Genomic DNA, 21,319 nt, shown 5'->3' with positions numbered 1-21,319 from the left:
GCCCGGGCAGTCGACCATGACCCCGGGTCACCGTTCGTCCCCTCGTCGCAGAGCGGGACGACACCCCTGTCGCGCCACTCCGAGCAGCGGATTCGCGGTACCGATCCGTCCTCGGAGCGGGTCGACACGCCGATGTCCAGCCCGCTTGGGCGTGTCGGATCGACCGAGGCCGTTTCGTGATCCGTTCGGCGGACACCCCCGTCCCTGACGGGAGCAACCCCCTGCTCAGATGGGAGCGAAGCCACGATGATCGGCACCGAAGCCATCAGCCGCGTGATCGGCAAGGACGTCTACGACCAGAGCGGTGACAAGATCGGCTCGGCCTCGGAGGTCTACCTCGACGACGAGAGCGGTCAGCCCGAGTGGGTCACGGTGCGTACCGGCCTGTTCGGCACCAAGGAGTCCTTCGTCCCGATCCGGGACGCCGACCTCACCGACGACGGTCTCCGCGTACCGGTGAGCAAGAGCCAGGTCAAGGACGCCCCGAAGGTCGACACCGACGGGCACCTGTCGCCGCAGGAGGAGCAGGAGCTCTACCGCTACTACGGCATGCAGGTCGGTCAGGGGCAGGTCGGTCAGGGGACGCAGACCGACACCACCGTGGGCCGGGTCGACCGCGACCAGCAGGCGGTCATGGACCCCTCGACGACGACGGGCACCGCCGGGATGACCGGCAGCGGCGGCGACCGTGACGTCATCGACCCCACGACGACGACCGAGACCAGCGGAGGGTCCGGCACCGACCGCGACCGTGACGTCATCGACCCCACGACGACGACCGGAACCACCGGAACGGCCGGGATGTCCGCCGGCGCCGCGGGGGCCGGGATGGCCGCGGGGACATCGGGCCGCACGGACCGCGACCGGGACGGGCGAGCTGACCACACCGGCGAGGCCGGCATCGTCGGCCGAGACGTCTCCGGGCCGACCACCGACAACGCGATGACCCGCTCGGAGGAGCGGCTGGACGTGGGCACCCGCTCGGAGGAGGTCGGCCGGGCCCGGCTGCGCAAGTACGTGGTCACCGAGAACGTGACCGAGACGGTGCCGGTCTCCCGCGAGGAGGTCCGGGTCGAGCGCGAGCCGATCACCGACGCCAACGTGGGCAACGCGATGGACGGGCCGGCGATCTCCGAGGAGGAGCACGAGGTCACCCTGCACGCCGAGCGTCCGGTGGTGGAGAAGGAGGCCGTGCCGGTCGAGCGGGTCCGCCTGGACAAGCAGACCGTCACCGACCAGGAGCGGGTGTCGGAGGACGTCCGCAAGGAGCAGGTCGAGGTCGACGACGGGACCGGGGTCGCCGGGAACGCCCTCGACCGCGACAACGACGGCAGGATCGGCCGCTGATCGCGGGCACCTGACGGTCCCTCCCTGGGCGTGACCCGGGGGGACCACACGGCGGTGGCCGGCCGAGGACCCAGCTCCCGGCCGGCCATCTGCCGTCCCGGGCGCGGGATCGCCCGACCGGGCAGGCCGTGCCGGCCCGGCAGGTGGGATGCTCGGGACGTGAGCGAGACCACGGTGCGGCCGTTGCCCGGCGCGGACGGCGGGATCAACGGACCCGACGAGCTGGCCGCGGCCCTCGAGGCGACCGGTTACCTGCCCGACGAGGGCCTGGCGACGGCCGCGTACCTGGCGCTGGCCATGCACCGCCCGCTGTTCCTCGAGGGCGAGGCCGGCGTCGGCAAGACCGCGCTGGCCCAGGCGCTGGCCCGGGTCACCGGCCGGCCGATCTACCGGCTGCAGTGCTACGAGGGCCTGGAGGCCAGCCAGGCGCTCTACGACTGGGACTTCGGCCGGCAGCTGCTGCACCTGCGCGCCGCCGAGGCCGCGCACGCCACCGGCGACACCGAGACGCTGGAGGCCTCGCTCTACGACCGTCGGTTCCTGCTGGCCCGGCCGCTGCTGCAGGCGCTGGAGGACTCCCCGAGCGTGCTGCTGGTCGACGAGGTCGACCGCGCCGACGACGAGTTCGAGGCCTTCCTGCTGGAGGTCCTGTCCGACTTCACCATCTCCATCCCCGAGCTCGGCACCATCCGCGCCACCACCCCGCCGCTGGTGGTGCTGACCTCCAACCGCACCCGCGAGGTGCACGACGCCCTCAAGCGGCGCTGCCTCTACCACTGGCTGCAGCACCCGGACTTCGACCGCGAAGTGGCGATCCTGCGTCGCCGGCTGCCCGACGTGACCGAGCAGCTGGCCCGCGAGGTGGCCCGCGCGACGGCGAAGCTGCGCACCCTGGACCTGCTCAAGCCGCCCGGGGTCGCCGAGGCGATGGACTGGGCGACCGCGCTGTACACCCTCGGCGCCCGCGAGCTGGACCCCGACGTCGCCGCGCGGACGCTGGGCGCGGTCCTCAAGTACCGGGAGGACACCGACCGCGTGCACGCCCTGGCCCGGGGGGCGCTCTTCGGTGGCGGCTGAGAAAGGACCTCGTCCTCCCCACCCCTCGCAGGCTCGGGGCGGGACCCGGGACGAGGCCGCCCGTTCTCCCCACCCCTCGCAGGCTCGGCCGAAGAACCCCCTGCCCCCCACCCCTCGCGAGCTCGGGGCGGTGCCCGGCAGGGGGCCACGGGAGGAGGCCGCCCGTCCACCCCGTGACGTCGTCGACACCGTGCTGGGCTTCGCCCGCACCCTCCGGGTCGCTGGGGTGGGCGCCTCCCCGGACCGGGTCGAGGCGATGCTGGCCGCCGTCGCCGCGCTCGACGTCCTCGACGCCACCGCCGTCTACTGGAGCGGCCGGCTGACCCTCTGTGCCGGGCCGGACGACCTGGAGCGCTACGACGCCGCGTTCGCCGCGTACTTCGGTGGCGAGTCGCCGCGGCCGGTGCCGCCCGCGGCCCAGCAGCGGCAGCGGACGCTCACCACGGCCCCGATGGACCCCGGAGACGGCGAGGGGGACGGCGACTCGCCGCCGGACCTCGCCGGGCAGGCCAGCGCCGACGAGGTGCTGCGCCACCGCGACGTCTCGGAGTTGACCGGCGCCGAGCGCGAGCAGCTGCGCCGGCTGTTCGCGCTGCTGGTCCCGGCCGCGCCGATGCGGCTCTCGCGCCGCCGGCGGCCCAGCCCGCACGGCGCCGTCCACGCCTCCCGCACGGTCCGCCACGCCCTGCACGACGGCGGCGAGGTCACCCGGCTGCTGCACCGGCGTGCCCGGCCCCGCCCGCGCCGCGTCGTCCTGCTCGTCGACGTGTCCGGCTCGATGAGTCCCTACGCCGACTCGCTGCTGCGCTTCGCGCACGCCGCCGTCCGGGCGCGCCCGGCCGCGACGGAGGTCTTCACCGTCGGCACGCGGCTGACCCGGGTCACCCGGGAGCTGCGGATGCGCGACCCCGACAAGGCGCTGGCCGCCAGCGGCTCGGCGATCCCGGACTGGTCCGGCGGCACCCGGCTCGGTGAGGTGCTCAAGGCGTTCCTCGACCGGTGGGGGCAGCGCGGCACCGCCCGCGGCGCGGTCGTCGTCGTGTGCAGCGACGGTTGGGAGCGCGGCGGCACCGACGTGCTCGCCGAGCAGATGGCCCGGCTGCAGCGGCTGGCGCACGCGGTCGTGTGGGTCAACCCGCACAAGGGCCGCGAGGGCTACGAGCCGCTCACCGGCGGCATGCAGGCGGCGCTGCCGTCGGTCGACCACTTCGTCGCCGGGCACAGCCTGGCGGCGTTCCAGGAGCTCGCGGGGGTCATCTCCCGTGCCTGAGCCCAGAGGAGGGCAGTCGTGCGTGACGTGCTCGAGGACCTGATCGGCTGGTGGCAGGCGGGCGAGACCGTCGGCATGGGCACGGTGGTGGCCACCTGGCGCTCCGCCCCGCGCCCGGCCGGCGCGTCGATGCTCGTCGGCCCCGACGGCACCGCGGTGGGCAGCGTCTCCGGCGGCTGCGTCGAGGGCGCGGTGTACGAGGAGGCCAGGGACGTCGTGGAGTCCGGCGTCCCCACCCTCGAGCGGTACGGGGTCAGCGACGACGACGCCTTCGCCGTGGGGCTGACCTGCGGCGGGATCCTCGACGTCTTCGTCGAGCCGGTGTCGCGGGAGTCCTTCCCCGAGCTCGGCGAGATCGCCGAGTCCGTGGACCGGCACGAGCCGGTCGCCGTCGTCACCTGCGTGGCCGGCCCGGAGGACCGGGTGGGCCGGCGGCTGGTCGTCTGGCCGGACCGCAGCTCGGGCACCCTGGGCCTGCAGCGGCTGGACGACGCCGTCGCCGACGACGCGCGCGGCATGCTGGCCGCCGGCCGCACCGGGATGCTGCACGTCGGGCACGACGGCGAGCGCCGCGGCGACGACCTGTCGCTGTTCGTCAACGCCTTCGCGCCGGCCGCCCGGATGGTCGTCTTCGGCGCCATCGACTTCGCCGCCGCCGTCGCCCGGGTCGGCGCCTTCCTGGGCTACCGGGTCACCGTGTGCGACGCCCGCCCGGTGTTCGCGACGCCCAAGCGCTTCCCCGACGCGCACGAGGTGGTCGTCGAGTGGCCGCACCGCTACCTGCAGGGCGAGGTCGACGCCGGCCGGATCGACGAGCGCACCGTGCTGTGCGTGCTCACCCACGACCCCAAGTTCGACGTCCCGCTGCTGGAGGTCGCGCTGCGGCTGCCGGTCGCCTACGTCGGCGCGATGGGGTCCAGGCGCACGCACGAGGAGCGGCTCGCCCGGCTGGAGGAGGCCGGGCTGTCGAAGGAGGAGCTGGCCCGGCTGTCGTCGCCGATCGGGCTGGACCTCGGCGCCCGCACCCCCGAGGAGACGGCCATCTCGATCGCCGCGGAGGTCATCGCCGGCCGCTGGGGCGGCTCGGGGGAGCGGCTGACCGGCACCGAGGGGCCGATCCACCGCACCGCCGACCGCTGAGCGGTCCGACGCGCGGTGACCGGTGCCCTGGGCGCCGTCACCCGCTCAGCGCGTCGCCTCCGTCGAGGGCGACGGGCGGCCGGTGCGGCAGGTCGCTCGGCCGCCGGGGACGCGGCACCCGGGCCTGCCCGTCGCCCGGACGAGCGGAGGCGGGCGGCGGGACGAGGCTGAGCCGGAACTCCCGGGTGGGGTCGACGTACTCCACGTCGACCCGGTGACCCCGGAGCCGGCCCAGGGCGATGACCCGCGCGAGATCGGACAGTCCCGTGTAGGAGAGGATTCCGGTCATCGGGCCGGGGGAGAGGACGGTCCGCACTCCGTCGTAGAGCCGGTGGTCCCCGCCCAGGAAGACGTTGGCCGCCCGCTTGGCGCTCGGGCCGGTGAGGCGCACGACGACCCGCTGCCGCGCGGTCAGGGCCTCCTTGGCCGTGGGGAGCAGGTGGGGGTCGTCGTACCGCAGTTCCAGGCCGTCCTCGGTCGCGGTCATCATCGGTCCTCCGGTCCGTGCGGTGCCGGGTGTTCCGGCGTCCTCTCAGAGGGCCGGCCGGGGCCTGCTGATACGCGGTGGCTCGGGAGACGCGAGCGACTCCGCCCGCCGTCGTTCAGCCGAGGACGGCGCGGACGGCGACCGGCGCGTCCGTCGGCCGCCGCAGCGGCGCGACCCGGCCGCCCCCGGCCGCGGCCAGGGCGGCGCAGCCGGCCTCCGAGTCCGGTTCGGCCGACAGCGACAGCACGTGCAGGCGGCCACCGGCGCGGGCCAGCGCGGCCGCCGCCGGCAGCGGGTCGGGGCTCTCGGTGGCCAGCCCGTCGGAGAGCAGCAGGACGTCGCGGGCGGCCGCGCGCGTGCGGGTCAGCTGCGCGGCGGCGGTCCGCAGCCCCAGGTCGAGGTCGGTGGTCCCACCGCCGCGCAGGTCGAACAACCGGTCGACGACGAGGTCGCTGCGCGGGTCGGCCGACAGCGGCCGCAGCACCACCGCCTTCGACCAGAACGCGACGACGGCCAGCTCGTCGCCCGGCCGCATCCGCTGGGCCAGCGCCGAGGCGGTCAGGACGGCGACCGCGAGCTCGTCCCCGGCGACCGACCCGGACGCGTCGACCAGCAGCACGCAGGCCCGCCCGGTGGACCGCCAGCCGCGGGTGTGCAGGTGGTCGGCCCGCCAGTGCGGCTCGGCGCCGCGGGCGGCCAGGGTCGCGTCCAGGTCGACGTCGCTGCCGGTATCGTCCCGCCGGGTCACCACTCGCCGGGTGCCCGGCCGGTCGGGGACGCCGGCGCGCGGGGCGCCCACCGGCAGCCGGGAGGCCAGCGACCGGGCGGCCGCGCGCAGCCCGGGGTCGAAGGCCCGGCCCATCGCGGTCAGCAGGCGGGAGGCCGCCTCGGGGTCCCGGGCGACCAGGTCGCTGAGCGCCTGCTCGTCGAGCTGCCCGGCTTGCGGGGAGACCTGCTGGAAGTCCGGGTGCGCCCGGCTCAGCTCGTCCCGGCCGGCCCGGCGGGCGGCGTGGGCGCGGAGGAGCTGCTCGACGTCGGCGGGGTCCTCGACCGCGGCCGGCTGCGGCGGGCGCCCGCCCGGCGGTGGCGCCGGTGCGCCGGAAGGGGCCTGCTCCGCCTCGTCGGCGGTCAGCCTTTTCCCAGCTCCTCACCCGCCCGGCGCCAGATGTCGGCGACGACGTCCTCCACCGGTCGCGTCGCGCCGTCGGCGAGGGTGACCTTGCCGGTCAGGGCGGCGAGCGCGGCGTCCAGGCCGGTGCTGTCCTCGTCGGCGCCGTGCCCCCGGACGGTGGCCAGCTCCACCGCGATGAGCACGGTGTCGATCGCCCCGCGCACCGAGGAGCCGATCCGCAGCTCGGGGTGGTCCCGGGTGATCCGCACCGAGCGCACCGACCGCCCCACCAGCGGCCCGGGGCCACCGGTCGCGGCGGCGACGACGGCGAGCTCGGCGTCCTCGTCCTGGTAGCCCATGGCGACGCGGCAGGACCGGTCGTAGAGCGCGGGGGTGACCCGCGCGGTGCCGACGGCGTCGAACGGGTTCATGGCCGCCACCAGCCGGAACGTGGGCCGGGCGGTCACCCGGCCGAAGCGGGGCACGTGCATCTCCCGCTCGGACAGCACGCCGAGCAGGACGTTCATCGTCTCCTCGGGCACCCGGTTGAACTCCTCGACGTAGAGGATGGCCCCGTCGGTCATCGCCCGGGTCAGCGGGCCGGGCACGAAGTTCTCCGGCCGGTAGTCCTCGCTGAGCACCCGCGAGGCGTCGTGGTGCCCGACCAGCCGGGTGGGGGTCAGCTCGGCGTTGCCCTCGACCAGCACCAGGGGCACGCCCGCACCGTCGGCCAGCGCCCGCAGCAGTGTCGTCTTCCCGGTGCCCGGGGGCCCCTCGAGCAGCACGTTCCGGCCCGCCGACAGCGCGGCGGCGACGACCTCGGCCTCCCGGATGCGGGCGACGACCCGCTCGCGGGCGACCCGGACCATGCCGGTGACGTCCAGGCGCCGGGCCTGGATGGGTGTGCTCACGGTGCTCCTCGCGAGACGCGCGACCGGGGCGCCCCTCGGCGAGGAGCGCCCCGGCCCCGGTGACGTGGTGGAACGGCCACCCTCCAGGGCCCCGCCGGCCCCGTCCCGGGTCCCGCCGGCCCCCTGCAGGGTCCCGCCGCGAGCTTGCGAGCGACGGGGAGCAGGGGGTCCTCTTTCGAGGGGTGGGGAGGACGGGGCCCTTCTACGAGGCGTGGGGGAGGGTGGTCCCCCGTCAGTCGTAGACGATGACGCCGCGGATGTTCTTGCCGGCGTGCATGTCCTCGTAGCCCTGCTGGATGTCGTCGAGCTTGTACCGCTTGGTGATCAGCTCGTCGAGCTTGATCTTCCCCTCCTGGTAGAGCCGCAGCATCTTCAGCATGTCGGCGCTGGGGTTCTGGTCGCCGAACAGGGCGCCGCGGATCTCCTTGGTGAACAACGCCAGCATGCTGGGGTTGATCGGGATGCCCACGTCGGTGAGGTCGCCGAGGCCGGTGATCACCACCCGCCCTCCCTTGCCGATCGCCTCGAACGCCTGGGCGACGTGCTCGCCCTTCAGGATGCCCACGGTGACCAGTGCCTTGTCGGCACCCTGGCCGTTGGTGACGCTGCGGCTGAACTCGGCGGCCTCCTCGATGCTCTCGAAGGCGTGCGTCGCGCCCAGCTCCATGGCCTTCTCCCGCTTGAACGCCACCGGGTCGACCGCGATCACGTGGCTCGCCCCGGCGTGCGCGGCACCCTGGACCGCGTTGATGCCGATGCCGCCGATGCCCATGACGATCACCGTGTCACCGGCCTTGACCTCGCCGGCCTGCACCGCCGTCCCCCAGCCGGTGCCGACGCCGCAGCCGACGAGGCAGGCCACGTCCAGCGGGATGTCGTCGGGGATCTTCACCGTCGACCGGACGTCGACCGTGGTCACCTCGGCGAAGGTGCCCAGGCCGCACATCTGGCCGACCGGCGTGCCGTCCGTGGTGCTGAAGCGGAAGCTCTCCGCGTCGTCCCAGCGCGAGCCGATCAGCAGGTTGGCGCCCGAGTCGCAGATGTACTGCTGACCGTTGGCGCAGTAGCGGCACCGGCCGCAGCCGGGGAGGAACGAGAAGACGACGTGGTCGCCCTCCTTGAAGCCGGGGGTGCCGGGACCGACCGCCGTCACGACGCCGGCGCCCTCGTGGCCGCCCAGGAAGGGGTAGTGGCCGACCGGCATGTCACCGGTGGCGATGTGGTCGTCCGAGTGGCACATGCCGGACGCCGCCAGCTTGACCTGGAGTTCGCCCTGGCGCGGGTCGTCGGCGACCAGGTCCACGACCTCGTACTTGCCGGGGGCGGAGCGCAGGATCGCGCCGCGGGTGTTGACGGGCACGGAGACCTCCTCGTCTGTGGCATGCACAGCGCATGACCTGCCGGGCACCGTATGGCCCAGGTCACAGCAGGGGAAGCCCGGTGCAACGTCCGCGCTACCCCCCGGTGCGCCGGGTGGCAGGGTGAGGCCGTGACGGGGCGCCCGGTGGTCGTGGTCGGCGCCGGGCCGGTGGGGCTGACGGCGGCGCTGCTGCTGGCCCGCCGCGGACTCGCGGTCGTCGTCCTCGAGCGGCAGCCGGCGTCCTACGGCCTGCCGCGCGCGGTGCACCTGGACGACGAGGCGCTGCGGGCGCTGGCCGACGCCGGCGTCGCCGACGGCTTCCTGCAGGTCAGCTGCCCGATGGGCGGGCTGCGGCTGCTCGACGGCCGCCACCGGGTGCTCGCCGGTTTCGCCCGCTCGTCCTCGTCGGGGCTGCACGGCTGGCCGCAGGGGTCGATGTTCTCCCAGCCCGATCTGGAGGAGCTGCTGCTGGCGGCCGTCCGCGGGGAGCCCGCCGTGGAGCTGCGCCCCGGCTGCGAGCTGGTGGACCTGACCCAGGACGACGGCGTCACGCTGACCGTGCGCGACCGGGCCTCCGGCGCGCGGTCCCGGGTGCGGGCCGCGGCGGTGCTCGGCTGCGACGGCGCGAACAGCACGGTCCGCACGCTGATCGGGGCGCGCATGCGCGACCTGGGCCGGCCCGACCGCTGGCTGGTGGCCGACCTGCGCTCACCGGAGCCGCTGCCGCTGTGGCCGGGGGTGCACCAGGTGTGCGACCCGCACCGGGCGGCGACCGCCATGCCGGTGGCCGGCGACCGCTACCGCTTCGAGTTCCGCCTGCTGCCCGGGGAGACCCGCGACGACCTGGCCGCCCGGCTGCCCGGGCTGCTCGCGCCGTGGGGCGCCGCGGGCGCCGAGGTGGTGCGGGTCGCCGAGTACGTCTACCGGGCGCAGGTGGCCGACCGCTGGCGGACCGGTCGGGTGCTGCTGGCCGGGGACGCCGCGCACCTGACCCCGCCGTTCATCGGGCAGGGGTTGGGGCTGGGGTTGCGCGACGTCCACCAGCTGGTCTGGAAGCTGGCCGCGGTCCTGGCCGGGACGGCGCCCGAACGGCTGCTCGACACCCACCAGGCCGAGCGCGAGCCGCACGCACGGGCGATGGTGCGGCTGGCGCTGCTGCTGGGCCGGCTGATGACCGGCGGCGGCCGGGGAGCCGCGGTGCTGCGCCGGGCGGTGCTCGCGGGGGTGGGGCGGGTGCCCGCCGTCGCCCGCTTCGCCACCGACAGCCGCACCCCGCCGCTGCGCCGCGGGCCGCTGGTGGTGCGCCGGGGGCGTGCCGGCCGGCGGCTCGCGGGCACGCTGCTGCCGCGTGCAGCCGTCGTGTGCCAGGGCCGCCGGGGGCCGGTGGACGACGTCCTCGGCCCGTGGACGGCGCGGCTGCGGTTGCTCGCCCCCGGCCGGCTGGCAGTGCGTCCGTCCGGAGGGCGCGAGGTCGAGGTGGCCGACGTCGACGGTGTGCTCACGGCGTGGCTGCGGGGGGCCGGAGCGGCCGCGGTCGTCGTCCGGCCCGACCGGATCGTGCTCTCGGCGTCCTGAGCCGCGTGGGCGGCCGGCTCCCGGGTAGGGGCGGTCCATGCAGATCGACAAGAACCAGATCCTCGAACTCCTGCGCAACCAGGGCGACGACGCCAAGGCGCAACAGGCCGACCAGGAGCTGCCGGGCACCGTCGACACCGACCAGCACGCCGGCATCCTCGAGAAGCTGGGCCTGAGCCCGATGGACCTGATCAGCAAGCTCGGCGGCGGTGGGGGCGGCGGGCTGGGCGGTCTCCTCGGCCGCTGACCGACCCCCGTTCGTGCGGTTGCGCGCAGAACGCCCCGTCCGTGACCCGGATGCGTCGTCCTCCGCGCAACCGCAGCTCCCGGCGCGGCGACGGGGGCCGTTCGCGGTGTGTGCACGGACCGCGAACGCGCCCGCCCGGAGACCGCGGTGTGTGCACACCCCGCGACGCGGCATGCTGCCCGGGTGAGCTACGACGTCGCCGCCGTCCGCGCCTGCTTCCCCGCCCTGCGCGCCGGGGCCGCCCACTTCGACGGTCCGGGCGGCTCCCAGGTGCCCGAGTCGGTGGCCGCCGCGGTGGCGGCCACCCTCACCTCGCCGATCGCCAACCGCGGGCGGGTCACCCGGGCAGAGCGCAACGCCGACGACGTCGTCCTCGCCGCGCGGCAGGCGGTCGCGGACCTCGTCGCCGGAGACCCGGGCGGGGTGGTGTTCGGCCGCAGCGCGACCCAGCTGACCTACGACCTCTCCCGTGTGCTGTCCGCCGGCTGGGGCCCGGGCGACGAGGTCGTGGTGACCCGGCTGGACCACGACGCGAACGTCCGCCCGTGGGTGCAGGCCGCACGCGCCCGCGGGGTCACCGTGCGGTGGGCGGGGTTCGACCCGGCCACCGGCGAGCTGGCGCCCGAGGCGGTCGGCGGGCTGCTCTCCGACCGCACGCGGCTGGTCGCCGTGACCGGTGCCTCCAACCTCATCGGCACCCGGCCGGACGTCGCCGCGATCAGCGCCCTGGCACACGACGCCGGCGCCCTCACCTACGTCGACGGCGTGCACCTGACCGCGCACGCCGCGGTGGACGTCGCCGCGCTCGGCGCCGACCTCTACGCCTGCTCCCCGTACAAGTTCCTCGGCCCGCACTGCGGCTGCGTCGTCGCGAGCCCCGGCCTGCTGGAGACGCTGCACCCGGACAAGCTGCTGCCCTCCACCGACGCCGTCCCCGAGCGGTTCGAGCTCGGCACGCTGCCCTACGAGCTGCTGGCCGGCACCACCGCGGCGGTCGACTTCCTCGCCGGGCTCGGCGGCCCGGAGGGCGACCGCCGCGCCCGGCTCGAGGTCGGGATGGCGGCGCTGGAGGCGCACGAGGACCGGCTGCGGGAGCGCATCGAGGACGGCGTCCGCGCGCTGCCCGGCGTCACCGTGTGGTCCCGCGCCGCCCGGCGCACGCCCACCCTGCTGCTCACCTTCGGGGGGCGCGACGCCGCCGACGCGTACCGGTTCCTCGCCGGACGCGGGGTCAACGCGCCCGCCGGGTCCTTCTACGCGATCGAGGCCTCCCGGTGGCTCGGCCTGGGCGACGCCGGCGGCCTGCGGGTCGGGCTCGCGCCGTACAACGACGACGAGGACGTGGACCGGCTGCTCGCCGGGCTGGGGGAGTGGCTGGACGACTGAGGGCGGAAGGTCGTGCGCGATCCAAGTGTGTGACAGCGGTCACGGTCGGGTTAGTCTGACCGCACCGCCGAGACCCCCGGAGGTCCTCGTGTCCGCTGCCGCGTGCGCTCCCCGAGCGGGGCGACGATGACCGCCGCGGCCCCGGCCCGGCCCGCGCGCCCGGCCGGCCTCGCGGTACGGGCCGCCCAACCGCGGCCGGCGCCGACGGTCGCCCCGTTCAGCAAGTACCTGGTGCCCGAGGTGGTCTTCGGCTGGGGCGCGCTGTCCGAGGCGGGCTGGGCGGCCCGCCGGCTGGGTGCGCAGCGGCCGTTCGTCGTCACCGACGCCGGGCTGGTGCAGGCCGGCTGGTGGAGCGAGCTCGCCGGGCACCTCGCCGAGGCGGGGCTGCGGGGGACGGTGTGGCAGGAGCTGACGCCCAACCCCAAGGACCACGAGGTCGCGGCGGGCACCGAGCGCTACCTGGAGAGCGGCTGCGACGTCATCGTCGGCCTCGGCGGCGGGTCGGTGATCGACGCGGCCAAGGCGATCGCGGTCGTGGCCGGCAACGGCGGGCAGATCCTGGACTACGAGGGCGTCGACAAGGTCACCGCCGCGATCCCGCCGACCGTCATGTGCCCCAGCACGGCGGGCACCGGCGCCGACGTCTCGCAGTTCGCCGTCATCACCGACACCACCCGCCGGCTCAAGGCCACCCTGATCGGCCGGGCACTGGTCCCCGACATCTCGATCACCGATCCGCGGCTGCTCACCACGATGCCCGACGACCTCGCCGCCGCCACCGGCCTGGACGCCCTCACCCACGGCATCGAGGCGTTCGTGTCCCGGGCGTCCGGCCCGCTCACCGACGTGCACGCGCTGCACGCCATCGAGCTGATCTGCGCCTCGCTGCGCGGCACCCTCGACCGGCCGGAGGACCCCGCCGGGCGCACCGCGATGGCCCAGGCCAGCCTCGAGGCGGGGCTGGCCTTCACCAACGCGATCCTCGGCGCCACGCACGCCATGAGCCACCAGGTCGGCGGCCTGCTCGACCTGCCCCACGGCGTCGTCAACGGCGTCCTGCTGCCGCACGTCATCCGGTTCAACGCCCGCAGCGAGCCGGACCGGTTCACACCCGTCGCCCGAGCCATGGGCATCGACGTCACCGGGCTGCCCGCCGACGTCGCCGCCGAGGAGGCCGCCGAGGCCGTCGGCCGGCTGGCCGCGGACCTGGGCTGCCCGCGCGGGCTGGCCGAGCTGGGGGTGCGGGAGGCCGACATCGACACCCTGGCCACCACCACGCTCGGCGACGCCTGCCTGTCGACCAACCCCCGCGACGCCGACCACGCCGACGTCGCGGCGCTGTTCCGCGGCGCCCTGTGACCCGCCGCTGATGCGCGCACCGGACATCTCCCAGCTCACCGGGCTGCGCTCGTCCAAGCCCAGCTGGTACGCCGAGTACCGGCAGACCGTCGACGACCTGGACCGCGCGCTGGGCTCACTCGAACACATCGCGGGCGTGCTGTCGGCCACCGGGCAGGGCGCCGACGCGCTCTGCCGGGCGGTCGTCGACGCCACCGCCGAGCACCTGGGGGAGCCGTGGGCGGTGCTCGCGCTGTCCGGGACGGCGCTGCCGCTGGCCCGCCCGCGGATGCTCGGCCGCGGTCCCTCCGGGGTCGGCGTGGAGCACCTGGCGCTGCTGCCCGAGGTGGTGCGCCGCCCGGTCGCCGAGGCGCTGGCCGCCGACGCCGTGGAGCCGTGGCAGACCGCGGACGGCGCGGTCGTCGTCCCCCTGGTGGTGGACGGCGAGCCGGTCGGCGCGCTGGTGGCCTGCGGCGGGCCCCGGCGGAGGGCGACCGCCGCGGACCTGGCCATCCTGCGGATCGCGGCCAACCAGTCGGCCGTCGCGCTGCTCTCCGACCACCTCCTCGCGCGGTCGGAGGGGCTGCGCCGGCAGACCGAGGAGCTCTACGCGCAGGCCCAGCAGCGTGCCCTCGACCTCGCCGAGCGGCACGAACAGCTGGCCGAGGCCGAGCGCCGGCTCGACGTCGCCGCGCAGCGCGAGGCGGTGGACGCCGAGCGGCACCGGATCGCCCGCGAGCTGCACGACAGCGTGGCCCAGCACGTGCTCTCGGCCGGGATGACGATCGAGTGGTGCCGGCCGGAGGTGGCCCACCACGGCGAGGTCTACGAGCGGCTCGGACACGCCAAGGCGCTGACCCGGGAGGCGGTGGAGCGGCTGCGCGGCGCGATCCACGCGCTCTCCTCCGACGGGCACGGCGACGGCGACGGGTTGCCCGCGCTGCTCGCCCGGCTCTCCGACGTCGCCCCCGTGCCCGGCCTGGCGGTCGCCGTCCGGGTGGAGGGGCGCCCGCGCGAGCTGCCCGCCGAGGTGGAGCACTCGCTCTTCCGGATCGCGTCGGAGTGCCTGTTCAACACCGCCCGGCACGCCGAGGCCACCCGGAGCACGGTGCGGCTGGCCTACCGGCCCGACGAGCTGCGGCTGTCGGTCGCCGACGACGGGTGCGGCGACCCCGACGTGCTGCGCCGGGCGCTGCGGGCCTCCGGGCGGCAGGACGACGGGTACCACCGCGGGCTGGGCAACATCGCCTCCCGCTGCGCGGAGATGGGGGCGACGGTGCGCTTCACGCGGGCGCGGATGGGCGGGGTGCGGGTGGAGGTCCGGATGCCGTGGGACGCCGTCGATGGATGAGAGCGCCACTGGGACCATCCGGCTGGTCATCGTCGACGACCACGCGATCGTCCGGCAGGGGCTGCGCTCGATCCTGGAGCGCGAACCCGACATCGAGGTGGTCGGCGAGGCGGCGTCCGCGGGCGAGGCGCTGGACCTGGTGGCCGCCAGCCGCCCGCACATCGTGCTGCTCGACCTCAAGCTCTCGGCCGGCTCCGACGTCGCCGGCCTGACCCTGTGCGGCCAGCTCACCGCCACGACCCCCGCGCCCGGCGTCCTGGTGGTGACGACCTTCCTCGACCAGCAGCTGGTGCTCGAGGCCATCCGGCGCGGCGCCCGCGGCTACGTGCTCAAGGACGTCGACGCCGTGGCGCTGGTCGCCGCGATCCGGGCGGTGCGCCGCGGGGAGAGCGCCTTCGACAGCCACAGCGCGACGATGGTGGTGCGCTCGCTGGCCGCACCCGCGCCGTCCCCCGTGGCGGCCACCGGGCCGGACCTGACCGCCCGCGAGCGCGAGGTGCTCACCCTGCTGGCGCGCGGGCTGTCCAACGAGGCGATCGGCCGGGAGCTGTACATCTCGGCGACGACGGCGAAGTTCCACGTCGGAAACGTCATGCGGAAAATGGCGGTGTCCCGCCGCGCCGAGGCCGTCTACGCCGGCTCGAAACTCGGGCTGATCTAGGCGCCGCGGCGACACGCCCACGACACGCTGGAGGCGGTCAATGACACGCTGGCGTCGACCGCACGGCCTGTGACGGCCGCGCCGCGCTCTGCCGATCGGAGGTGTCGGCCGGGGTCCGCCCGGCCCTAGCTTCGCCCGGCATGACGACCACCGCGACGGGATCCGGACGGGTCACCCTCGGCAACCGGACCGTGCACCGCATGGGCTACGGCGGCATGAAACTCACCGGACCCCGGGTCACCGGGCCACCGGCCGATCGGGAGGCCGCGCTCGCCGTCCTGCACCGGGCCGTGGAGCTGGGGGTGGACCACGTCGACACCAGCGGCCTCTACGGCCCGCACGTGGTGAACGACCTGATCCGCGAGGCGCTGGACCCCTATCCCGAGGACCTGGTCATCGTCACCCGGGTCGGCGCCCGCCGGACGCCGGAGGGCGGCTGGGACGAGGCGCTGACGCCTGACGGGCTGCGCCGGTCGGTGGAGGAGGACCTGGAGCACCTCGGGCTGGACGCGCTGCACGTCGCCAACCTGCGGATGCCGGGCCTGGGGGAGCCCGCGGAGCGCTCCCTCGGCGAGCCGCTCGAGGCGCTGGCCCAGCTGCAGCAGGAGGGGCTGGTCCGCCAGCTCGGGGTCAGCCACATCACCGGCCGGCAGGTCGCCGAGGCGCGGAGCATCGCCCCCCTCGCCTGCGTGCAGAACCACTACAACCTGATCCACCGCACCGACGACGACCTGGTCGAGGAGCTGGCCCGGGACGGGATCGCCTACACGGCGCTGGAGGGGATCTCCTACACGTCGTTCTTCCCCATGGGCGAGATGACGCCGGAGCAGTCGGCGGTGCTGGACACCGTCGCGCAGCGGGTGGGGGCGAGCCCGGTGCAGGTGGCCATCGCGTGGCTGCTCGTCCGCTCGCCGAACGTGCTCGTCATCCCGAGCGCGACCTCGGTGGCTCAGCTGGAGGAGCTCCTCGAGGCGAGCGAGGTGGCGCTCCGGCCCGCCGACCTCGAGGAGCTGGACCGCATCGTGACCATGGCCGGACCACCGACCGGCGGCGTGCCGGCGTGGGGCGGTGGCGGCCCGGGCGGCCCGCCCACGTGGAGCGGTCGCTGAGCGGAGTGCCCCGGGACGGTGGCCCCGTCCCGGTCCCGCCCTGAGCTTGCGAAGGGTGGGGAGGACGGGGTCCTCCTTCAGCGGGAGGCGGCGCGGGTGATGACGTCGGTCGCCCAGCTCTCCAGCCCCGAGTGGTCGCGGATGACCTCCACCCGGTCGCAGCTCTCCGCGTAGGCGGGCAGGTCGCAGCCGCCCAGCGCCCAGGAGTACTTCGGCTCGGGGGTCAGCCAGATGGTCTCGCGCACCCGCCGGGTGAGGTCGGCGAAGACGTCGAGACGCGGGGCGTTGCCGTTGCCCCGGCCGTCGCCGAGCACCAGCAGCGTGGAGCGGCGGGTGAAGGCCCCGGAGTGGTCCGCGGCGAGCGTGGCGAACACCGTGCCGTAGTCGCTGGAGGCGTCCACGTCGATGACGTCGCCGCCGAAGACCAGGCCCAGCGCGTGCTCCAGCAGGTGCTCGTCGAACAGGTCGGTGAGGTCCTCGATCACGCCGGCGAGCTGGCGGCGCAGCGCCTCGGCCACCTCGGGGTCCAGGTCGCCCGCGGGGTCGGTCAGCCAGTCGCGCAGTGCCTGCTGCTGGGCCACCGAAACTCCAGGTCCAGCGCGTCCGGATTCACCGTCCGGGCTCCTGGCTCACCACCAGTCGTGAGCCAGGACCCGCGGCGATCAGCTCACCTGATCATCGAGACGGCGTCAGGGCGGGACGGCGGCGTGCGCAGGCCCGGGAAGCCGAGGGCGAGCTGGTCGAAGGCCGCGTGCAGGTCGGCGGCGAGTGTCGTCGTCCCGTCGGCCAGCCACACCTCGAAGGCCGTCGTCGCCGCCGCTCGCGTGCTGGTGGCGACCAGCCGTGGGAGCAGCGCGGCGGGGGACTGGCCGGTGCGGCGGGCGACGTGCTCGGCGACCACCCGGTCGACGTCGGCGTAGCGCACCTGCGAGTGGGCCTGCAGCGCCGGTTCACCGAGGATGAGCGCCATCCGCTGCCGCAGGATCGGCAGGTCCTCGGCGGCGTAGTCGTTGACCTCGACGTAGGCCCCGCAGATCGAGGCCAGGACGGGCTGGTCGTCGCGGGTGGCCGCCAGCAGCCGCTCCAGGCGGTCCACGTGCGCGCCGAACTCGCCCCACACCGCGTCGGCCTTGGTGGCGAAGCAGCGGAAGAACGTGCGGCGGCTGATCCCGGCGGCCTCGGCGATGTCATCGGCGGTGACCTGCTCGAAGCCGTTCAGAGTGAACAACTCCAGCGCCGCCTGCTGGACCCGGGCGCGGGTGTCGGCACGCACGTCCACGGGTGCCTCGGTCACGACCCCATCTTCCGCCACCGGCCTGCCGGGGACGGCGCGCCGCGACACAGGGCCGGGTGTTGCCGGTTGGCACTGGGTGTCTCTAACGTCCCCGCCACCGCGTAACCCAGATCACAGGAGGCGCCATGCCCGAGAGCGACGACACACAGGCCGTCGAGCCCCCCGCGGTCGAGGAGGCCCTGGTCGAGGAGTCCCTCGTCGAGGAGGTCTCGATCGACGGCATGTGCGGGGTGTACTGATCGACGCGCCCGTCGCGGCGCCGGCCGAGCCCTCCCGCGAGGCCGGCGCCGCACCACTCCCGGGCTCCGGCGCTCCCGCGCCCGCCTCCACCGCTGACTTCGACCCGTCGCTGCCCTGGCGGCGGGCCCGTACCGTGGCGCTGCGCCCGGAGCCCTTCGGCGCTCTGGTCTACCACTTCGGCAACCGGAAGCTCTCCTTCTTGAAGTCGAAGACGCTGGTCGCCGTCGTCGAGACGCTGGCCGAGCACCCCAGCGCCGACGCCACCCTCGCCGCGTGCGGGGTCCCCGACGCCCAGCTCCCCGCCTACCGCCGGGCACTGGCCGACCTCGCGCGTTCACACATGATCGAGCTCCGGGAGTTGCCCGCATGACCGCCGTCCTGCCGACCCGACCCGACGCACCGCCCCGCCCGACCGGCGGGCGGCTGATCGACCAGTTCGAGTACGGGCTGGACGCGCCGATCTGCCTGACCTGGGAGCTCACCTACGCCTGCAACCTGGCGTGCGCGCACTGCCTTTCCTCCTCGGGACGGCGGGACCCGCGCGAGCTGTCCACCGCCGAGGCCGAGGCGGTCATCGACGAGCTGCAGCGGATGCAGGTCTTCTACGTCAACGTCGGCGGCGGCGAGCCGACCGTCCGCCCGGACTTCTGGCACCTCCTCGACTACGCCATCGGCCACGACGTCGGGGTCAAGTTCTCCACCAACGGCGTCAAGCTGGACAAGGCCCGTGCCCAGCAGCTGGCGCGCACCGACTACGTCGACGTGCAGATCTCCCTCGACGGGGCCACCGCCGAGGTCAACGACCGGGTCCGCGGCACCGGCTCGTACGCCATCGCCGTCCGGGCGCTGGAGAACCTGGCCGAGGCCGGGATGAAGGACTTCAAGGTCTCCGTCGTCGTCACGCGGGAGAACGCGGGACAGCTGGACGAGTTCAAGGCGCTCACCGACCGCTACGGCGCCCAGCTGCGGATCACCCGGCTGCGCCCGTCCGGCCGTGGCGCCGACGTCTGGGACCAGCTGCACCCCACCCAGGCCCAGCAGCGCGAGCTGTACTCGTGGCTGCTGGCCAACGAGGCGGAGGTGCTGACCGGGGACTCGTTCTTCCACCTGTCGGCGTTCGGCGAGGCGCTGCCCGGCCTCAACCTCTGCGGCGCCGGCCGGGTGGTGTGCCTGATCGACCCGGTCGGCGACGTCTACGCCTGCCCGTTCGCCATCCACGAGCAGTTCCTCGCCGGCAACGTGCGCGACGAGGGCGGCTTCCAGCGGGTCTGGCAGCACAGCGAGCTGTTCGCCGACCTGCGCAGCCCCCAGACCGGCGGCGCCTGCACGAAGTGCGCGCACTTCGACGCCTGCCGGGGCGGCTGCATGGCGGCCAAGTTCTTCACCGGCCTGCCGCTCGACGGGCCCGACCCTGAATGCGTGCAGGGCTACGGCGAGACCGCGCTGGCCGCCCGCGACCTGGAGCTGGCCACGCCGCGCAGCTCCGTTGACCACTCGCACACCGGTCCGGTCCGCGGCCAGCCGACGCTGCTCGGCATGCCCTCGATACCGGCCAAGCCGTGCAACGAGTCCCCCCTGGCGGGGCTCGAGCTGCGCTGACCTCGCTCCTCGACCCGCTGGTCCTGGCGGGCCGGACGGCGCCCTCGCGGGTGCTGTTCGGCCCGCACGAGACCAACCTGGGCCGCGGGCGGGCGCTGTCCGAGCGGCACGTCGCGTACTACGCCCGCCGTGCAGCCGGCGGCTGCGGGATCGTCGTGACCGAGACCGCGTCGGTGCACGGGGGCGACCACCCCTACGAGCGGTCGCCCCTCGCGGCTGACTGCGGACCCGGCTGGGCCGACGTCGTCGCCGCCTGCCGCCCGCACGGCGCGCTGGTGCTGGCCTCGCTCGGGCACACCGGCGCGCAGGGCACGTCGGCGTACGCGCAGAGCGCGCTGTGGGCGCCGTCGGCCGTACCCGACGTCGCCACCCGCGAGGTGCCGGTGGCGATGGAGCAGCCGGAGATCGACGCGCTGGTCGCCGGCTTCGCGGCCGGCGCCCGCATCGCGGTCGGCGCCGGCGTCGACGGCGTGGAGGTCGACGCCGGTGCGCGCTCGCTGCTGCGCCAGTTCGCGTCCGGGCTGACCAACCACCGGGGGGATGCGTACGGCGCCGACCGGCCGCGGCTGCTGCGCGAGGTGCTGGCCGCCGTCCGCGCGGAGCTCGGGTCCGGGCGGGTGCTGTCGCTGCGGCTGTCCTGCGACGAGGAGGCGCCCTGGGCCGGGATCACGCCCGACCTCGCCGTGGAGCGCGTGCGCGAGCTGGCCCCGCTGGTCGACCTGCTCGTCGTCGTCCGCGGCAGCGGCCTGGCGGCCTCGGCGTACCGGCCCGACGGGCACACCCGGCCCGGCTTCAACGCCGACCTCACCCGCCGGGTGCGGGCGGCCGCGGGCGGGACGCCGGTGGTGCTGCAGGGCTCGGTCGTCGACGTCACCGCCGCGCAGCGGGCGCTGGACGAGGGGGTCGCCGACGCGGTGGAGATGACCCGCGCGCAGATCGCCGACGCCGACCTGGTGCGGAAGGCGCGGGCCGGCGTCCCGGTGCGGCCCTGCACCCTGTGCAACCAGGCCTGCCAGGTGCGCGGGGTGCGCAACCCGCTGGTCAGCTGCGTCGCCGACCCGGCCGACGGAGCGGGCCTCCCGGACGGCGCCGGGCGGCGGGTGACGGTGGTCGGCGGCGGGCCGGCGGGCCTGGAGGCCGCGCGGGTGCTGGCGACCGCGGGGGCCGACGTCCGGCTTGTGGAGCGCTCGGACCGGCTCGGTGGGGCGCTGCGGCTGGTCGCCGCGCTGCCCGGGCGTTCGCGCTTCGCCGACCTCGCCGACTGGCTGGCCGGGGAGGTGGCGCGGCTGGGGGTCCGGGTCAAGCTGGGGAAGACCGCGGAGGGCGGCGACGTCGTCGCGACCGGCGCCCAACGGCGCGAGGGCCTGACCGCCGCCGACGCCCTGGCCGGCGCGGAGCTGCCGCCCGGCCCGGTTGTGGTGCACGACCCGGTGGGCGGCCCGGTGGGTGTGGGGGTCGCCGAACTGCTCGCTGCGGCAGGCCGGGAGGTCACGCTGGTGACCCCGGACGCGGTGGCCGGCGAGCGGCTCGGCGGTGACCTGGGCCCGGCCAACGCGCGGCTGGCGCGGGCAGGGGTGCGGCGGGCGACGTCGTCCGTGCTGTGCTCGGCCGGCGACGGGGTCGCGGTCCTGGCCGGCCGCTGGACGGGGGAGGAGCGGTGGGTGCCGTGCGCCGTCCTGGTGAACGCCGGCCCGCTGCTACCGGGCGACGTCCCGCAGGCGGCGGTGGCCGCGGGCGACGTCGTCGCGCCGCGCACCGTGCTCGAGGCGGTGCTCGAGGGGCGGCGCGCGGCGCGGGCGCTGCTCAGCGGGTGACG

21 protein-coding genes are annotated in these 21,319 nt (G+C 75.6%); 15 read left to right on the top strand and 6 right to left on the bottom strand.

The window, feature by feature from the left end; translation table 11 throughout:
• Positions 1 to 246: 246 nt before the first annotated feature.
• The 4 genes from GOBS_RS24285 to GOBS_RS24270 all read left to right on the top strand — a co-directional run bounded on the left by GOBS_RS24285 (position 247) and on the right by GOBS_RS24270 (position 4,834).
• A complete protein-coding gene (locus GOBS_RS24285; protein ID WP_012950908.1) occupies positions 247 to 1,347 on the top strand; it encodes a DUF2382 domain-containing protein in 1,101 nt (366 codons plus the stop codon).
• 159 nt (positions 1,348 to 1,506) lie between these two features.
• Positions 1,507 to 2,424: an AAA family ATPase gene (locus GOBS_RS24280; protein WP_012950907.1), complete on the top strand. Its 918-nt coding sequence runs from the start codon at positions 1,507 to 1,509 to the stop codon at positions 2,422 to 2,424.
• A gap of 130 nt (positions 2,425 to 2,554) precedes the next feature.
• Entirely contained in the window at positions 2,555 to 3,694 is a 1,140-nt protein-coding gene (locus GOBS_RS24275) for a vWA domain-containing protein (RefSeq protein WP_012950906.1), read from the top strand.
• Between the two features lie 18 nt (positions 3,695 to 3,712).
• Positions 3,713 to 4,834: an XdhC family protein gene (locus GOBS_RS24270; RefSeq protein WP_012950905.1), complete on the top strand. Its 1,122-nt coding sequence runs from the start codon at positions 3,713 to 3,715 to the stop codon at positions 4,832 to 4,834.
• Between the two features lie 37 nt (positions 4,835 to 4,871).
• Here GOBS_RS24270 and GOBS_RS24265 read toward each other — a convergent pair whose 3' ends face one another.
• From GOBS_RS24265 to GOBS_RS24250, 4 genes are all read right to left on the bottom strand, one after another.
• Entirely contained in the window at positions 4,872 to 5,321 is a 450-nt protein-coding gene (locus GOBS_RS24265) for a hypothetical protein (protein WP_166487503.1), read from the bottom strand.
• 115 nt (positions 5,322 to 5,436) lie between these two features.
• Complete coding sequence (locus tag GOBS_RS24260) at positions 5,437 to 6,183, bottom strand: vWA domain-containing protein (protein WP_012950903.1); 747 nt, start codon at positions 6,181 to 6,183, stop codon at positions 5,437 to 5,439.
• 266 nt (positions 6,184 to 6,449) lie between these two features.
• Positions 6,450 to 7,343 carry an AAA family ATPase gene (locus tag GOBS_RS24255; protein WP_012950902.1) on the bottom strand — a complete coding sequence of 298 codons (894 nt, stop codon included), beginning with the start codon at positions 7,341 to 7,343 and terminating at the stop codon, positions 6,450 to 6,452.
• Positions 7,344 to 7,575: 232 nt separating this feature from the next.
• On the bottom strand, positions 7,576 to 8,703 hold the full coding sequence (locus tag GOBS_RS24250) for an NDMA-dependent alcohol dehydrogenase (RefSeq protein ID WP_012950901.1): 1,128 nt from the start codon (positions 8,701 to 8,703) through the stop codon (positions 7,576 to 7,578).
• Positions 8,704 to 8,832: 129 nt separating this feature from the next.
• Between GOBS_RS24250 and mhpA the strand changes: the two genes are divergently transcribed.
• The 7 genes from mhpA (at position 8,833) to GOBS_RS24215 (ending at position 16,370) form a co-directional block, all read left to right on the top strand.
• Positions 8,833 to 10,278, top strand: coding sequence for a bifunctional 3-(3-hydroxy-phenyl)propionate/3-hydroxycinnamic acid hydroxylase MhpA (gene mhpA / locus GOBS_RS24245; RefSeq protein ID WP_012950900.1), 1,446 nt, complete (start codon positions 8,833 to 8,835; stop codon positions 10,276 to 10,278).
• Between the two features lie 37 nt (positions 10,279 to 10,315).
• On the top strand, positions 10,316 to 10,525 hold the full coding sequence (locus GOBS_RS24240) for a hypothetical protein (RefSeq protein WP_012950899.1): 210 nt from the start codon (positions 10,316 to 10,318) through the stop codon (positions 10,523 to 10,525).
• Positions 10,526 to 10,708: 183 nt separating this feature from the next.
• Positions 10,709 to 11,911, top strand: coding sequence for a cysteine desulfurase-like protein (locus tag GOBS_RS24235; RefSeq protein ID WP_012950898.1), 1,203 nt, complete (start codon positions 10,709 to 10,711; stop codon positions 11,909 to 11,911).
• 126 nt (positions 11,912 to 12,037) lie between these two features.
• Positions 12,038 to 13,270, top strand: a complete 1,233-nt coding sequence (locus GOBS_RS24230) for an iron-containing alcohol dehydrogenase (RefSeq protein WP_012950897.1) — start codon at positions 12,038 to 12,040, stop codon at positions 13,268 to 13,270.
• 10 nt (positions 13,271 to 13,280) lie between these two features.
• A complete protein-coding gene (locus tag GOBS_RS24225; RefSeq protein WP_012950896.1) occupies positions 13,281 to 14,600 on the top strand; it encodes a sensor histidine kinase in 1,320 nt (439 codons plus the stop codon).
• Entirely contained in the window at positions 14,593 to 15,261 is a 669-nt protein-coding gene (locus tag GOBS_RS24220; RefSeq protein ID WP_012950895.1) for a MadR family response regulator transcription factor, read from the top strand. Before GOBS_RS24225 ends, GOBS_RS24220 begins: the two co-directional genes overlap by 8 nt.
• A gap of 140 nt (positions 15,262 to 15,401) precedes the next feature.
• The gene (locus GOBS_RS24215; protein WP_012950894.1) at positions 15,402 to 16,370 is read left to right on the top strand and encodes an oxidoreductase; all 969 of its coding nucleotides are present in this window, start codon (positions 15,402 to 15,404) and stop codon (positions 16,368 to 16,370) included.
• Between the two features lie 77 nt (positions 16,371 to 16,447).
• On the opposite strand, the gene GOBS_RS24210 is transcribed toward GOBS_RS24215, so the two are convergent.
• Together GOBS_RS24210 and mftR are read right to left on the bottom strand one after the other, a co-directional pair.
• Positions 16,448 to 16,951, bottom strand: a complete 504-nt coding sequence (locus GOBS_RS24210) for a VWA domain-containing protein (RefSeq protein ID WP_041241667.1) — start codon at positions 16,949 to 16,951, stop codon at positions 16,448 to 16,450.
• Between the two features lie 86 nt (positions 16,952 to 17,037).
• Positions 17,038 to 17,664, bottom strand: coding sequence for a mycofactocin system transcriptional regulator (gene mftR / locus GOBS_RS24205; protein ID WP_041241666.1), 627 nt, complete (start codon positions 17,662 to 17,664; stop codon positions 17,038 to 17,040).
• Positions 17,665 to 17,789: 125 nt separating this feature from the next.
• Between mftR and mftA the strand changes: the two genes are divergently transcribed.
• From mftA to GOBS_RS24190, 4 genes are read left to right on the top strand one after another with little or no spacing between them, the layout of a single operon-like run.
• Positions 17,790 to 17,903: a mycofactocin precursor MftA gene (gene mftA / locus GOBS_RS26690; protein ID WP_012950892.1), complete on the top strand. Its 114-nt coding sequence runs from the start codon at positions 17,790 to 17,792 to the stop codon at positions 17,901 to 17,903.
• Positions 17,888 to 18,274 (top strand): mycofactocin biosynthesis chaperone MftB, encoded by a 387-nt coding sequence (mftB, locus tag GOBS_RS24200; protein ID WP_012950891.1) that lies wholly within the window; start codon positions 17,888 to 17,890, stop codon positions 18,272 to 18,274. The genes mftA and mftB overlap by 16 nt, the downstream gene beginning before the upstream one ends.
• On the top strand, positions 18,271 to 19,503 hold the full coding sequence (mftC, locus tag GOBS_RS24195; protein ID WP_012950890.1) for a mycofactocin radical SAM maturase: 1,233 nt from the start codon (positions 18,271 to 18,273) through the stop codon (positions 19,501 to 19,503). The genes mftB and mftC overlap by 4 nt, the downstream gene beginning before the upstream one ends.
• The gene (locus GOBS_RS24190) at positions 19,464 to 21,317 is read left to right on the top strand and encodes a mycofactocin system FadH/OYE family oxidoreductase 1 (protein WP_208104352.1); all 1,854 of its coding nucleotides are present in this window, start codon (positions 19,464 to 19,466) and stop codon (positions 21,315 to 21,317) included. The genes mftC and GOBS_RS24190 overlap by 40 nt, the downstream gene beginning before the upstream one ends.
• The last annotated feature ends 2 nt before the right edge of the window (positions 21,318 to 21,319 follow it).

The organism is Geodermatophilus obscurus DSM 43160 (assembly GCF_000025345.1).
GTDB lineage: Bacteria > Actinomycetota > Actinomycetes > Mycobacteriales > Geodermatophilaceae > Geodermatophilus > Geodermatophilus obscurus.
This window is presented reverse-complemented; position numbering and strand designations above follow the sequence as displayed.